The 15,660-nt window shown below is 72.8% G+C and carries 8 protein-coding genes; 4 read left to right on the top strand and 4 right to left on the bottom strand.

Annotated elements, in window-relative coordinates; genetic code table 11:
• Window positions 1-33: 33 nt before the first annotated feature.
• Window positions 34-4,212, top strand: coding sequence for a serine/threonine-protein kinase (locus B0I31_RS42185; protein WP_106619319.1), 4,179 nt, complete (start codon window positions 34-36; stop codon window positions 4,210-4,212).
• A 44-nt stretch (window positions 4,213-4,256) separates the two neighbouring features.
• Here the strand turns inward: B0I31_RS42185 and B0I31_RS33050 are convergent, their stop codons facing one another.
• Window positions 4,257-4,436, bottom strand: coding sequence for a hypothetical protein (locus B0I31_RS33050; protein WP_146174043.1), 180 nt, complete (start codon window positions 4,434-4,436; stop codon window positions 4,257-4,259).
• 236 nt (window positions 4,437-4,672) lie between these two features.
• Here B0I31_RS33050 and B0I31_RS33045 point away from each other — a divergent pair, with 236 nt between their 5' ends.
• Entirely contained in the window at window positions 4,673-6,076 is a 1,404-nt protein-coding gene (locus B0I31_RS33045; RefSeq protein ID WP_219910910.1) for a hypothetical protein, read from the top strand.
• Window positions 6,073-7,233, top strand: a complete 1,161-nt coding sequence (locus B0I31_RS33040) for an ARPP-2 domain-containing protein (RefSeq protein ID WP_106619317.1) — start codon at window positions 6,073-6,075, stop codon at window positions 7,231-7,233. The genes B0I31_RS33045 and B0I31_RS33040 overlap by 4 nt, the downstream gene beginning before the upstream one ends.
• 30 nt (window positions 7,234-7,263) lie before the next feature.
• Here the strand turns inward: B0I31_RS33040 and B0I31_RS33035 are convergent, their stop codons facing one another.
• Both B0I31_RS33035 and B0I31_RS33030 read right to left on the bottom strand, forming a co-directional pair.
• Window positions 7,264-11,226: an nSTAND1 domain-containing NTPase gene (locus tag B0I31_RS33035; protein ID WP_181320635.1), complete on the bottom strand. Its 3,963-nt coding sequence runs from the start codon at window positions 11,224-11,226 to the stop codon at window positions 7,264-7,266.
• Between the two features lie 179 nt (window positions 11,227-11,405).
• A complete protein-coding gene (locus B0I31_RS33030) occupies window positions 11,406-12,776 on the bottom strand; it encodes a cellulose binding domain-containing protein (protein WP_106619315.1) in 1,371 nt (456 codons plus the stop codon).
• 182 nt (window positions 12,777-12,958) lie between these two features.
• On the opposite strand from B0I31_RS33030, the gene B0I31_RS33025 reads away from it, so the two are divergent.
• The gene (locus tag B0I31_RS33025; RefSeq protein ID WP_106619346.1) at window positions 12,959-13,990 is read left to right on the top strand and encodes a LacI family DNA-binding transcriptional regulator; all 1,032 of its coding nucleotides are present in this window, start codon (window positions 12,959-12,961) and stop codon (window positions 13,988-13,990) included.
• 40 nt (window positions 13,991-14,030) lie between these two features.
• On the opposite strand, the gene B0I31_RS33020 is transcribed toward B0I31_RS33025, so the two are convergent.
• Window positions 14,031-15,614: an MFS transporter gene (locus tag B0I31_RS33020; RefSeq protein WP_106619314.1), complete on the bottom strand. Its 1,584-nt coding sequence runs from the start codon at window positions 15,612-15,614 to the stop codon at window positions 14,031-14,033.
• Window positions 15,615-15,660 lie beyond the last annotated feature (46 nt).

The following is a 15,660-nucleotide window of genomic DNA, read 5'->3' as shown; positions in this document are numbered from 1 at the left end:
GGTTTACTGCTCTCCGCGCGGCGGAGGAGGAACATGGCGGAGCGGTTCGGGCCCTACCTGGTCGGGGAGATGTTGGGCCGTGGTGGCATGGGGGTGGTGCACCGGGCCCACGACACCGTCAACGACCGCACGGTGGCGCTCAAGCGGCTGTTGGCCCACGACGAGGAATACGAGGCCCGGTTCCGGCGGGAGTCCCGGATCGCGGCGGGGCTCTCGCACCCGCACGTGGTGCCGGTACACGCGTACGGCGAGATCGACGGCACGCTGTACCTGGACATGCGGCTCGTGGAGGGCGTCGACCTGAAAGGGCTGCTGGCCGCCGGACTGACGCCGGACGACCTGCTCGGGCTGCTGCACCAGGTCGCCGAAGCGCTCGACGCCGCGCACGCCGCGGGGCTCGTGCACCGGGACGTCAAGCCCTCCAACGTCCTGGTGGACCGGTCCGGGCACGCCTACCTGGCCGACTTCGGCATCGCCCTCCCCACGGCGGCCACCGCGATCACCCGGACCGGGCAGGTCATCGGGTCGCTGGACTACCTCGCGCCCGAACGCCTCGGCGGCGAGGTGGACGGCCGCGCGGACGTCTACGCGCTGGCCTGCGTGCTGTTCGAGGGGCTGACCGGCCGGCTGCCGTTCGACGGGCTGGAGCCCGCCGCGAAGCTGGCCGCGCACCTGATGGAGCCGCCGCCCGTCGCGTCCCGGCTCGACCGGCGCATCGGGCCCGGCCTGGACGCGGTGCTGGCCCGGGGCCTGGCCAAGGACCCCGACCACCGCTACCCGACGGCGTCCGCGCTGATCTCCGCCGCCGCCGAGGCCACCCGGCTCAACGGCACCGCGACCGTGGCCGCCGACACCGCCGAGCGCGAGCTGTTCGTCCAGGCCGTCATCCGCTCGGCCGCCGGCACGGCCACCCTCGCGCGGGGTGAGGGCTGCCCCTACCCGGGGCTGCGCGGGTTCACCGAGCAGGAGGCCGGGTGGTTCCACGGCCGGGCGCACGTGGTCACCGAGCTGGTGGTGAGGCTGGCGGAGCAGGCCGTCCACCCGGAGCCGGTGGTCGTGGTGGGCGCGTCGGGCGCGGGCAAGTCTTCGCTGCTGCGCGCGGGGCTGCTGCCGGCGGTGCCGGACTGGCCGCACGTGGTGCTGACCCCCGGCACGGACCCGGTCGGTGCGCTCGCCGCCGCTGTCGCCGGTGTCACCGGAGCCGATCCCGCCGTGCTCGCGGACGGCATCCGAGCCGGTCGGCTCGGGCTGACCCGGCGGGTGCTGATCGTGGTGGACCAGTTCGAGGAGCTGTTCACGCACGACATCGGCGACCGCGAGCGGGTGGCGTTCACGTCGGCCCTCGCGGACGCGGGGTTGGGTCTCGTGGTGCTGGCCGTGCGCGCGGACTTCGTGGACCGCTGCATCGGCCTGCCGCCGTTGCGCCGCGCCCTGGCCCGCGCAGTGATCCTGGGACCGCTCGGCGTGGACGAGCTCGGCCAGGCGATCACCGCACCCGCCGAGGCGGTGGGCACGTCCGTCGAACCCGGGCTGGCCGCCCGGCTGATCGCCGACCTCGGCGGCGCCGACTACGACCCGGGCGCCCTGCCCCGCCTGGCGCACGCGCTGCGCGAGACCTGGCACCACCGCCAGGGCGACACGCTCACCCTGGCCGCCTACCTGTCCACGGGCGGCATCGACGGCGCCGTCGCGCGCACCGCCGAGCAGGTCTACGACCGGCTCTCGCCCGCCGACCAGCGCGCCCTGCGCACGACTGTGCTGCTCATGACGAGCGTGCACGACAGCGGCGCGGTCACCCGCCGGCGCGCGGTGCTGCCACCGAGCCCGGTGCTGGACCGGTTGGTCGAGGCCCGACTGGTCACCGTCGACCGCGACGGCGCGCAGCTCAGCCACGAGGCGCTGCTGTCGGCGTGGCCCCGGCTGCGCACCTGGGTGGACGAGGACCGCGAAGTCCTGGTGGCCCAGCGCAGGCTCGCGGACGCCGCCCGGCGCTGGGTCGACGCGGGCCGCCACGCCGGTGACCTGCCGCGCGGGCCGCGCCTGGTGACGACCCTGTCGTGGGCCTCCGGGCACCCCGCCCTCACACCCGTCGAACGGGACTACCTCGACGCGATCCGCCGGGCACGTCGGCGGTCCCGGACCGCCCGGGTGACCACCGCCGCCGCGTCCACCGCGCTGGTGGTGGTCGTCGCGATCGCCGCCACCATGGCGGTGCTGGCCCGTGGCGAGTCGGCGCAGCAGCTGTCCCGGCAGCGCGCCACCGAGTCGTTGACGACCCTTGACCCGGTGCGGGCGATCCGCGACGCCCTGCGCGCCCAGCACGCCGCCCCGACCCAGGAGGCGCGTTCGGCGCTGCTCACGGCGCTGGCCCGGACCGCGCCGCTGACGTTCACCGGGCAGGACCACCCGACCTTCGCCACCGTGCAGGCCGTCGCCGTGGACCCCGAGGGGCGGCGCATCGCCGTGGGTGGGCACCGGGGCGAACTGCTGGTCTGGGACGTCGTCGAACGGCGGGCGCTGATCGCTGTCGCGGACAGCGGCAACAGCGCCGACGAGGACGTGGCCGGTCTCCGGTTCTCCCCGGACGGGACGCGCCTCGCGGTCTCCGCCGGCGACACCGCCGTGTGGAACCTCGGTTCGGAGGCGAAGGAGTACGCCGGCCCGCGCACGGGTGGTTGGTCCTCTGGCGCGGTCGACTGGAGCCCGGACGGGACGCTCGCGGTCGCCGTCGGCGGCGGGGTGGAGTTGTGGCGTGACGGCACCCGCATCCGGTCGGCGTTCGCGCACGGTGGGCTGGTCAGCGACGTGAGGTTCCGCCCGGACGGGCGACGGTTGGCGATCGGGCGGTCCGATGGTGTGCTGGAGGTGTGGGACCCGACCGGGGAACGGATCGCCCTGCGCACCGAGCACCGCGACGCGCAGCCGGGCTCCAACCACCTCGTGCGCCTCGCCTACGCCTCCGCGTACCTGGCGTCCACCCGCTACGACGGCACCGTGCGGCTGTGGAACCCGGACACCGCCGAACCGCTCGGTTCGCTGGCGACGGGCAACGGCGGGCTGGCCGTGCTCGGCGACGGTGAACGGGTGCTGGTCGCCGGCACGGGGAAGCTGACCGCGCACTCGCCGGTCGACGGTGCCGTCATGGCCGAGTACCCGGCCGACGTCAGCCCGGTCTCCGCGCTGGCCTCCGCCGGCGGCACCGTCGTGGCCTCGGCGCTGGACAAGGCCGCCGACCCGGCGACCGCGAGGGTGACGCCGGTCGACATGGTCGTCGTGTGGCGGCCCAACCCGCACCGCTACGACGGCCTGTACGGCGCCGCCCAGAGGCTGGCCGTGGATCCCGCCGGTACGCCGTGGGTCGCCGACGAGCACCGCGTGGTGCCCGTCCGGAACGGCGGACCCGTGGCGGGCGTGGACGTCCGGTTCGGCCCGCGCGGGCACCGGGCGGTGACCCGTGCGCTGACCGAGGGGAAGGAGATCGCGGTGACCGACCCGGACGGCGACGAGCGCACGGTGCCACTCGCGGCGGGCACCGAGGTCAGGGCCGTCGCGGTGTCGGCGGACCTGATCGCGGCCGTGGTGCGTCCGCCGGGTGCGAAGGACTACTCCGAGATCCGGGTCTGGTCGCTGGACACCTTGACCGAACGCGCCCGCGTCGAGACGCCCTACCCGGTGCGAGACCTGCTGTTCTCCCCGGACGGGAGGTGGCTCGCCGGCGAGGTGCTCGGCGACGTCAGCACGTGGTCACAGGCGTGGGACACCGGATCGTTCACCCGCCAGGAGGGCCGGGTCGAGGACAAGGGCCTGCTCAACCTCACCTTCCACGGCGGAACGCTGGTCGTCGCGGCGGGCGGGACCGCGAAGTTCACCGACCCCGCCACGGCGCGCGTCGAACGGGAGTTCGCGATCGGCCCCGACGTGACCGACCTGGCCGTCGCCCCTGACGGCAGGACCATGGCGACCTCCTCCTCAGGTAGCACCGAGGTGAAGCTGTGGGACGTGACGACCGGAGAGCGGCTGGCCACCGTCCAAGGCCACCGGTCGAGCCCGCTCCCGAACACGCCTCGCCTCGCCTTCACCGGCGACGGGCTGGTGAGCGCCGGCGAGGAGGTGCTGATGATCCCGATCGACACGGGCACGGCCGTCACCCGGCTGTGCGCGCAGCTGACCGCCATTCCGAGGGCCGACACCGCCGATACCGGCTGCGGGTGACCGGCCGGCACCGATGACACCGGCACCGGCCGGACCCGGTGCCGTTACCCCAGCGCGTACGCCCTGGTGATCGTCTGGCGTTGGCTGTTGCCGTCGAGGTCGGTGACGCTCGACCGCGGTGACACGAACGCCGCGCCCGCCGGGTGGTCGACGGTCGCCTTCCAGCGGCCGTGTTCGGGCTTCACCGGCGCGCGGCGCCACGTGACACCGTCGTCATAGGACACCGCGACCACCGGTACCGGAACGCGGCAGACCCCGTTCCTCCGCACGCTTCCCCGAACCGGTGCCGCGGTGAGGCACGCGGCGATGTACCCGGGCGGATCGGGCCGCGTGGTTGCTAGAGTTCGCCGGCCGGCCGCGGGACTCCGGTGCGACTTCCGGAACCCGCCTCTGAAGCGATGATTCGCTGCTCGTGCCCCCATTCCCCGGCCGGCCCCGACCCATTCCCGGAGGTGGACGCGTGGACGCCATCGCCGCCGACGACATGCTGATGTTCATCAACGCGGCGACGACGTCCACGTCGCAGCGCGAGTTCCACGGCGGTGCCGACGACCAGCGGCTGTCGCTGGACTTCCTGCACGACTACGTGCTCGGCAACTACCGCGACCTGTACGCCGCGGCGCTCGCGCTGGACATCAACGACCACAACGCCGCGCTGATCGTCCGCAAGCTGCTGGCGACCACCGGCGACGCCACCGCGGGTCAGCGGCAGGCCGAGGGCAGGCTGATCGCGCGGCGGCTGCGGGCGCTGCCGCCGCAGCGCGTGTACGACCTGTTCCGCGCGTTGCGCCGGGCACGGGTGAACAACCGGCGCACCCGCGCGATCATCCGCGAGTGGTTCGCGGGGCGACCCGACCCGGCGTTCGACGCGGTGAAGTACCGCACCGGCCTGAAGCGGGCGCTGCGGCACGCGCACGTCGCACCGGACGGCGAGCTCGGCCCGTTCCTGTTCACGCCCGACGACCGCCGCCGGTACGACACCCCGCTGCTGGAGACGTGGCGGCGGGCGCACTACGAGCAGGCGTCGGTGTACGAGCTGCCCTACACCGTGGCGGAGGGGTTCGCCGCGAAGCACCGGATCGACCGGGCGACGTTCCTCAAGCGCATCGAGCCCCGGATGACCAGGCTGGAACGGCTGCGGGTGCAGGAGTCCGCGCGTCGGGGCAAGGCCGCGGTGGTGGTCGACCTCGGCTCGATGCCGCTGACCCGCCTGGCCCCCTACGTGCTGTCCCTGCCGGTGCCCGAGCGGGTCGACCGGCGCGGCGAGCTGACCGGCGCGCTGCGTGCGGCGGCGGTCCGTGCCGCGGGGCGGGCCGCGGGCGGCTGGGGCCGGGTGGCGGCGGTGCTGGACGACAGCTTCTCGGCGTCCGGGTCCGCGCAGAAGCGCCGCCGTCCGCTGGCGGTCGCGCTGGCCTGCCACTACCTGCTGGCCGAGCTGGCGGCCGAGTACGTCCCGCTGTGGACGTCGGGGCGCACCGACGCCCTGCTGGCCCACCCGTACGGGATGACGCCGCTGGGGGAGCGGGTGCTCGACGCGCTGGAGCACGCGCCGGACCGGCTGCTGATCGTGTCCGATGGCTGGGACAACGCACCCTACGGGCTGGCGTCGGAGGTGTTGCGGGTGTGGCGGGCGAGGCTCGACCCGGCCCGCCGGGTGGTCGCGGTGCACCTCAACCCGGTGTACGACGCGGACGACTTCGACGTGAAGCGGCTCGCCGCGGCGGTGCCGACTGTCGGTGTGCGCGACGCGGAGGACGTGCCCGCGCTGGTCGGGTTCGCCCGGTTCACCGAAGGCCGTACCGGTTTCGCCGACCTACGGGCGCACTTCGACGACCGGGTGGCCCGGTTCCTGGAGGAGGGGTGACGGTGCGGCTCGACCTGACCGGGCTGACCACGCGTGCGGCGCAGGTGTGGGGCGGTGTCCGGCTCGTGCCGTTGACGCGCGACGAGCCGATCACCGGGCTGCGGCTGCACGCCCGCGCCTACGGTGACGACCCGGGTCTGGTCGAGGTGGGCAGGCGCACGCACTACGTCTCCTACATCCCGCACGGTTTCGTGGCCACGTGGACCGACGACGACACCCCGGTCGCGGCGTACGGCACGCAGCTGAACGCGCACGGCACGTCGGTGAAGCGGGGTGCCACCGGCGACGAACCGCCCGCGCACGGCATGAGGCTGCGCTTCCACCGCCGGATGGCGCGCCGGGTCGACCGCAACCGCCTGCGGTTCCTGCCCCTGCACCTCGCCGTCGAGGGGTACCTGGCGCTGCACTTCGGCGGCCCGGAGGTCGTGTGGGAGGAGTGGTCGCAGCGCGCCATCCGCCGAGGCCTGTCACCGCGCGTGGAGGAGGCGTACGCGGGCGTCGAGGTCGCGGGACTGGTCGACGCGCTGAAGCACTTCGAGATCCACCCCGGCCAGTGCGGTGTGCTGGTGTACGTGGCCGACGCGTTGGCCTCGGCGTTCGTCGTGCCCCACCCGGACGACTACCGGGCGCTGCACGCCACGCTCGTGCAGGACATGTACGGCGAACTGGTCCACTACTACGCGACGCTGGCGACGCCCGCGCCCCGGTTCGACGTGCGGCTGCCCGACGACGTGGCGTCGTTGGCGGACCTGCGTGCGGCGGCGGCCCGGGAGCAGGCGGAGTGGGCCCGCTTCCACGACGCGACGATGGCGGACGGGCTGCTGGGCGAGAGCTACGCGACGAACCGCGTGTACCGGATGGGCGACTACGCGCTGTCCCGCTTCCTGCCGACGTTCCGCCTCAAGCAGGAGAACCACATCGGCGAACTGATCACCGACCGCGACGGCCGCACGGCGTACCTGAAGACGTTCCGCCTGTCGGAGTCCCAGATCCGCCGAGGCCACCTGCTGACCACCCTGGCAGCCCACCACTGGCACCTGCCGACCACCGCGACCGCGCTCGGCGTCACCGACGCCCAACTGGGCCTGCGCCTGCAAGCCGCCGGCTTCGGCGCCCTGCTCCGCGAGGACGTCCTGTCCCACTACCGCGCGGGGTGACCGCCGGACCACGGAGAGGCGGACGCGGCCTCAGCACAACGGGCTGACGACCTTTCCCTCGAACAGCCGGTCGATCTCGTCGGCGGTGAAGCGACTGGCGAGGCCGCACAGCCGTGCCTCCCACGCACGGGGGTCCAACGGGATCTCCAGGGTGCCGGCCTGGTCGACCATCACCAGCGACGAGCCGGTGACGGCGATGCGCGCGAAAGCGCCGCCCAACGCCAGGTCCGCAGTCGCCCGCCGGTTCGCCACGTCCCAGAACCGCAACCCGGTCGGGCCGTCGTTGCCGCCTTCCACGGTGACGAGCGCACCGTCGGGTGTGAAGCCCACCAGGTTCGTCACCTCGGTGGTGGGCAACGGTGGTGACGGCATGTGCTCGGCGAGCCGCCACAGCTGAACCTGGCCCTGGCCGACCAACATCGCCAGCGTGTCGCCGGTGGCGTCGAAGACGAACCCGCGGGGCCGGTCCACACCCGCAGTTCCCTTTGGACCGGTGGAGCGTCCGGTGAGCGGGTCGTACACCTGCACGTGGCCCGGCAGGGCCACGAACACCTCGTTGCCGTGCCCAGGGCGGCCGGCCAGCATGGGCACGTGGTAGATCCACGCGTCCCACTCCGGGACGATCTCCACGACGCGCGATTTCCGTGGTTCCGCCGGTTTGTCGTCGAGCCACCAGCCGGTCAGCACTCCCTGGTAGAGCACCGCGAGACGATCGCTGTCGAAGTACGCGGCGTAGGGTGCTTCCGCCGCCGCGGATCGGACGCGCACCGGTACGTTGAACCGCCCGCGAGGCTCCAGGGTCGGGTAGCGGAACAGCGAGATGGTCAGCCCGCGGTCCGTTCTGGTGGACACGCCGAGCACCCCGTCGCGCAGACCGACGCTCTCGATCCGGTGGCCGGCGGGGAGCGAGGAAGCCGGGAGCCGGGCCAGCTGGTGCCTCGACCGGAGTTCGGCGACCACGACGTCGCCGCCGTCGGTGCCGACCACCTCGGTGCCGGCACCGCTGAGGGCGAGGTGGTGGACGGGGCCCTCACCGGGGTTCGGGGGCAGGTCGTCGAACCGCAGGAGCGATCTGCCGCGGACCAGCACCGCCCCAACCCGCCCCGGTGCCCGCCGCACAACCGCGACGTCGATGAGGTCGCTGAGCGGGGTGGTCGAGGCGGGCGCGGGCAGCGGTGGCGTGGCGAAAGCGCGCGTGGAGCCGTCCGCCAGGTCCAGCACCCTCAGCCAGGTGTGGTCGGCTCCCCTGGCCGTAGAGGTCCGGACCACCGCGGCCGTCCGGTTGGCGTCGAGCCGGACGTGGCCGCAGGCCGCGGTGAAGCGGTGGCGTTCAGCGCCGGTCGTCGTGTCGAGCACCCGGACCACGTCGTCCGCGCACATCACGTAGTCGCGACCGTGGCGGGCCACGACACCGCCCGCGGGCAGCACGCGGACCTCGGCTCCGGTGGTCAGTTCGCGCACGACCACCCCGGCCCGCCGATCCGCCAGGACGGCTTTGTCATCGACCACCCAGGCTGCGGTGGTGTCGGCACCGCCGACGCGGTGGGGTACCTGGACGCGCTTCTCGACGTCCCAGATCTCGACATCGCCTTCGACGCCCGTCCACACCAGCCGGGAGCTGTCGGCGGTGAACGCCACGTCGCTGGTGGAGACCAGCCCGGGTCCCCGCGCGGACAGGTTCGAGTGCAGCGTGACCGGGGCCCCGTCGCCTCGCAGGTCCCACAACCTCAGCACGACCGGGCTCCCGAGCGCCACCCAGCGTCCGTCCGGGCTGACGGCGTATCGGTAGCCGGATGGCACCTGTCCGCTGGCCGTGGGTGCGTCGTCGAGAGTCCGCTTGGTCAGCGCGTTCCCGTGGATCCCGGTCGCGACGACCCTCCCGGTGAATCCCGGGTACAGGGCGCGATCGCCGTCCTCACTGGTCAGCACCTGCTGGACCGGCTGCAGATCGAACTCGCTGAACACCTTGTCCGCCGAGTGCCACGCCGAGTACTGCCGCATCAGTGCGTTGCGCGTTTCGGGGACGGACGGGTCCGTGCGGTAGGCGGCTATGGCCAGGCGCAACGCGCGGGCGGGGTCGTCCACCATCGCGGTGTCCGCCTCGGCCGCCAGCGAGCGGGCGTTCGCCGTGGCCAGTTGGGCGTCGAGCCGGTTCTCGTTCGTCGCTGTCGAGACCGCGAGGACTCCGGTGAGGAAGACCAGCACGAGCATCACCGCCGCGACCGCCCACAGCCTGCGCAATACCCGCTGCTGGTACTCCCGGCTGGCCGCGAGGTACCGGCGCTGCTCGGCGGTCAGCCGGTCGGTTCCGTGCATTTCGGCTTGGGCGAGGGCCACCCCGCGCAGCAGGCTGCCGTCATCCTTCTCCTTCGACTGGCGCCACTGGAGGGCCCGGCGGTCGAGCTCCTCCTGCCACTCGCGGAACTGCCTGGCCTCCGCCAACCACGTGCGCAGCTGCTCCCACCGGTCGATCAGGGCCTGGTGGGCGAGGTCGACGATCGGCTCGTGACTGGCGGTACTGCCGGTGACGACCAGCCGGGTCGCGGTGAGTTGTTTCGCGGCACGGGCCTGCTCGGGGGGCAGGGCGTCGAGCAGCACGGGCTTCCTGGTGAACCTGCCGTCGGTGTCCGGGCGGGCGAGCTGGACCAGCAGGTCCCTTGCGTGGCCGTCGTCCGCGAAAAGCCCTTCCCAGACTTCGTCGGCGTACTTCGACAGCGCACCCCCGATCTCTCCGATCTCGCGGTAGCCCTCGATGCTGAGCGCGCCGCGCCGCTTCTCCCACATCAGCGACAGGGCGAACTGCACCAGGGGCAGCGCGCCCGGTTCCGCGCCGGCATCGCGCAGGACCAGGTCGATGAGACCGGTTTCGAACCTGGTGCCCGGGACCGAGCTGATCGCCGCACGCAGCTGCTCGGGGCCCATCGGGGCGACCGGCACCAAGCCGTGCCCGATCTCCTTGGTCAGCAGCCGCTCCAGGGCACCGGGGCGCAGGGTCGCGACGGTCCGTGTTTCGGCGGTCCAGCGCAGCAGTTCGGCGGCCTGGTCGGGGTCGGTGTCGGCCAACTCCTCGAACTGGTCCAGGAACACCAGCACGTCGAACGAACCCAGCACCTGCGGGGTGAGCAGCCCGGCGAGCTTGCGCTCGCGTTCGAGCTGGTCGATCCTGCCCAGCCCGGGTTCGAGGACCGGCACCAGGGCGGAGGCCAGCATCCCGGCCGGGTCCTGTCCCCGCACCGGGCGCAGGGTCACCGCATTCGTCGACAGGGTCGGCAACAGCCCCGCTCGCACCAGGGAAGACTTGCCCACCCCAGACGGGCCGGTCACCACCACCAACCGGCGCCGGTCCACCGCCGCGACGAGCTCGGCGACCTCCTCGTCCCGGCCGCGGAACAACGCCGCGTGCTCGGCCTCGAACGGTGCCAGCCCTCGGAAGGGGTTCGGGAGGAACTCGCTCAGGTCCTCCACCAAAGCCGACACGGGCACCAGGTAGGCCGTCGTCGAGCGCTCCTGCACCGCGACCACCATCCCGGTCACCGCGCGGGCCTGGTCGTCCCATACCGGCGAGCCGCTGAAGCCGCGCTCGAAGCGCCTGCCGACTTGGTCGGCCTCCAGTTGCACCCAGCCGGAGCCTTGTCGGTCCAGCGCCCGCGCGGCCATCCACACGCCGTTGTCGTTATTGCGGGGAAAGCCGAACAGCCGGGCGGTGTGCCCCCAGTCGTCGGAGCTGCTCACGACCGGCACAGGGCCGGTGCCGGTCACGGGGCCGGGTAATCGGAGCAGCGCCACGTCAAGGTCCGGGCGTGACCGCTCGACTTCTGCGCGGTGTTCTCCCCGGTCGGGCACCAAGGGGAAGTCGAGGATGGCCGGCACGCTGCGCTCGACGATGTGGGCGCACGTGAGAACGATGTCGGGAGCCACCAGGAAGCCGACGCCGTGCACGACTTCGTCCTCGTCCCGGATGCGCACGACAGCGCGATGGAGCATCTCGTTCATCGGACGACCCCGTCCGCCGCGAGGCAGGGCGTGGCACCCCGCTCCCCTCGGCATCCCATGCCGTCATCTTGCCACGCTCGGTAACCGGGGTGTGGTTGTTGGTGCCGCCCGCCACGTCCGGGCCGGACGTGGCGGGCGGGCTGACCTGTCGTGGTCGACCGGTCGTCCAAGCAGGTTTCTCAGGGGCTGTCGCAGGTGACCGAGGGCGTCGTGGGAGACCCGCCGGCCAAGAAGCCGAACCTCGTCGTGCCGTTGGGGGACAAGGTGCCGTTCCAGCTCAGGTTCTTCACCGACACCGCCGATCCGCTGACGCTGAGCGCACCGTTCCAGACCTGCTTGATCGTCTGGCCGGTCGCGGTGGTCCAGCGGGCCGTCCAGCCCTTGGTGCCCGAAGCACCGGCGACGATGGTCACCTCACCTTGGAAGCCGCCGGACCAGGAGCCGACCGTGCGATAGGTCGCCGAACACGCACCGGGCGGGGTCGTGGTCGTGGTGGTCGTCGTGGGTCCCTTGTACTCCGCGGCCACCTTCGCCAGGTCGACGCCCTTGCCCCGCATGTAGGGCTGGTTGACCCAGGAGGTGAAGGCCGCCTTGGCCGCCGCCGACGAGGTGCCGGACCACAGTTCTTCCTTGTCCTGGTCGAAGTAGTTGACCAGCTTCAGGTCCGGGTAGCGGCCCGAGTCGAGGGCGGCGGACAGGTCGTTGATCCACTGCGCCTTGTCGCCGCCGTCCTCGCTGGAAGCGATCTCGGCGATCATCACCGGGCGTTTCGGCGCGATGGAGCGAGCCTTGGCGTAGGCGCTGGAGTACGCGGCCTCGAAGCTCGTCCAGTAGTTCCCGGCAGGGTCCCAGGAGGGTGCGAGGCCCCAGTTGTAGCCGTCGATCGCCACCCAGTCGACGTAGGCGTCACCGGGGTAGGACCGGGCGGGCTCGTTGAAGGCGCTGTCGGGCGTGGAGCCGTTGTTGAAGCACCACACCCACTGGACGTTGGTCGCTCCCGCCGCGACCACCAGGTCGTGGACGCGCCGGTAGGCGTTGACGTACAGGGCGGGGTCGCTGCCGTTGTTGACGATGCCCCACGGGTACCAGTTGCCGTTGAACTCGTGCCCCCAGCGCACCATGATCGGTGCGCCGACCGACGCGAACTCCGCGCCGCGCGCCCGGATGTAGCTGTCCCACTTCCCGTCGAGGATGTCCTGGAGGTGGATCTGCTCCGGATCGGCCACACCGAGGGCGGTGTTCCACGGTTCCCAGGTGTAATGGGTCATGATCCCCTGGTCCCAGAGGGTCCGGGCCGCGGTGGCGTTGAAGGCCCTGCCGGTGGCCCAGCTGTCGAACCACTGGACGCTGGCCGGTGCGACCCCGTAGCTGCCGACCGTGCCCGCGGGTACCTCGGTGGGGCTGGTCTCGCGGAACACGCCGAGGTACTTGGTCGACGGGTCCGCGGCGGCGCTGCCGCCGGCGACGGCCAAGCCCGTCCCCAGCACGAGGCCGGCGGCCACGAGGGCGGTCGCCGTTCGGAAGCGCCCTGACCTGGATCTGCGTGACATCGTTGTCCTCCATAGTCCTGGATTGGGAGCGCTCCCAGACCTCCTACCGGGTCTGATGTCCGGAGTGAGGTGGTCACCACGATGGCGCACCCAGCCTCCCCGCGTCAACGTTCTCTCGGTAGAGAGAAATTTTCTCTCGCGGTGCGGGCGGGTCGGGAGAGATCACGGCCTACGCTGTGGCCGTGGACGACACGACGGTGCGCAAGCGGGGTGAGGTCGGGGTTTCGCACATCGCCGCGCTCGCCGGGGTGTCGGCTTCCACGGTGTCGAAGGTGATCCACGGGCGGACCGGCGTCTCCACCGGGACGCGGCGGCGGATCGAGGCGCTGATCCGCGAGCACGGCTACCGGAAGGCCGAGAAAGCCGAGGCAGTGCCCATCGTCGAGGTGGTGTTCCAGGCGCTGGACAGCCCGTGGGCGCTGGAGATCGTGCGGGGCATCGAGCACGCCGTGCGGCCGCACGGGCTGGCCGTGACGCTGACCGAGATGGACGGTGCGCACACCCCGGAGAGCACGTGGGCCCGCCAGATGCTCGCCCGCCGCCCGGTCGGGGTGATCGCCGTGTCGGCGATGTTCACCGAGCACCAGCTGGCCCAGCTCGACAGCCGCGGCATCCCGCTCGTCGCACTCGACCCGACCGGGGAACCCAGCCACCCGATCGCGTCGGTGGGCGCGGCGAACTGGAACGGCGGCCTGGTCGCCACCCGCCACCTGATCCAGCTGGGCCACCGCCGCATCGGCATGCTCCGCGGCCCCGATGAGCTGCTGTGCTGCCGTGCCCGCCTGGACGGCTACCGGGCCGCGCTGGACGAGGGCGGCCTCCCGCACGACCCGGACCTGGTCCGCTCCGCCCCGCTGTACTTCGACGGCGGCCGGGACGCGGCCGCCGAACTGCTGCGGCTGCCGGACCGGCCGACCGCCATCTTCGCGTCGAACGACCTCCAGGCCCTGGGCGCCTACCACGCCGCCAGCGCGCTCGGCCTGGCGATCCCGCGCGACGTGAGCATCGTCGGGTTCGACGACCTGCCCATCGCCCAGTGGTCGGACCCGCCGCTGACCACGGTCCACCAGCCGCTGGCGCAGATGGGCGCCACCGCCGCCGGTTTCGTCCTGGCGCTCGCGGACGGCCGGACCATCGAGCACGACCGGCTGGAGCTGCCGACGAAGCTGGTCGTCCGGGGTAGCACCGCCGCACCGCCCGCCTCGACCCGCTGAAGCGACTCGGACGCGCGTCCCACGCGATGGTCACCACCCCCTACCGGGTCGATGCGAAGTCGGCCACCGCCGAGGGTGCGGGGTCCTTCGGGCCGCGCAGCGCGATGTAGGCGAGCAGCGCGACCATGACGGCGACGCCTGCCCACATGGCCTGCTGCCAGCCGTCCACGAAGGACTGCTGGGCGGCCTGGACGATCTGCCGCGCGTGCGAGCCGGTGCCGCCGGAGACCTCGACGGCGTTGGCGATGCCGTGGCGGGCGGTGTCCGCGGCGGCCTGGGGGACGCCGTGCAGCCGGTCGTCGATCGCGCCGCGGTAGCCGGCGGACAGGAGCGCACCCAACACGGCGACGCCCAGCGCGGTGCCGAGCTCGCGGGTGATGTCGTTGAGCGCGGAGGCGACGCCCTGCTTCCCGCTCGGCAGCGAACCGGTGATGGCCTCGGTGGACGGCGTCATCGACAGGCCCATGCCGACGCCCATGGCGAGCATGCCCGGCAGGATGGTCGGGTAGCCGCCCTCCGCGGAGACGAACGACGCCATCAGCGCCAGGCCTGCGCCGGCCAGGCCGATGCCCACGGCCATGGTCGAGCGGGAGCCGATGCGGGCGGCGAGCCGGGGTGCCAACCCGGAGGCCGCCATCATCATGAGGGCCATCGGCATCATGGCCGCCGTCGACAGCAGCCCCGACCAGCCGAGCACCGCCTGGAAGAACGGGAACAGGACCACCGCGATGCCCGCCTGGACGCCGAAGACCGCCAGCAGCGTGATCGAGCCACCGGCCAGGCCGCGTTCCCGGAACAGGCGCACGTCCAGCAGTGCCGCGTCACGGCGGCGCAGCTGCCAGGCCACGAAACCGATGCCGGCGGTGAGCCCGGCGACGAGGCTGATCAGCGTCGCGGGAGCGGTCCAGCCGCGTTCGGGTCCTTCCTGCAGCGCGAAGACGAGCCCGACGACGGCGACGGTGGAGACCAGCGCGCCGACCGTGTCGAAAGGATGGGCGGAGCGCTCACGGGAGTCGGGCACCGACTTCAGCGTCAAGCCCAGGGCCGCGACGACCAAGGCCACCGGCAGCACGACGAGCAGGCGCCAGTCCGCGACGTCGACCAGGAGGGCGGAGAGGAACATGCCGAGGACGCCACCTCCACCCGCCACGCCGGTCCACACGCCGATCGCCTTGCCGCGCTGCTCCGCGGGGAAGGTGGAGGTGATGACGGCCAGGGTGATCGGCATGATCATCGCGGCACCGACACCGCCGGCGACCCGGGCCGCGATCATGACCTCGGCGGTCGGGGCCAGGCCGGCCACGACGTTGGCGACACCGAAGGCGACGAGCCCGGCGACCAGCGTGGGCTTGCGGCCCAGGCGATCACCGATCGCGCCGAGCGGTAGCAGCAGCGCGGCCAGGGCCAGGGTGTAGCTGTTGATGATCCACAGCACGGTGTTCTGCGAGGCGGCGAACTCGACGGCCAGGTGGGTCTGGGCGACGTTCAACCCGGTCACCGACGCGATGACGGCCATCAGCGCGAGGGAGACGGCGATCAGGATGGTGCGCAGCTGACGCGCGTCCGGGGCACCACCACCGCCGGGTACGGCGTCGGCCTGCTGTGCGTGCTGGTTCGCACTCATGTGTTCCTCTCGAAAGGACATGGGGAGGTCGAGTGCCGGTGACGTT

This window comes from Saccharothrix carnea (assembly GCF_003014735.1).
In the GTDB taxonomy this organism is placed as follows: Bacteria; Actinomycetota; Actinomycetes; order Mycobacteriales; family Pseudonocardiaceae; genus Actinosynnema; species Actinosynnema carneum.
The sequence above is the reverse complement of the archived record's forward strand: the minus strand, read 5'-3'. Positions and strand labels throughout refer to the sequence as shown.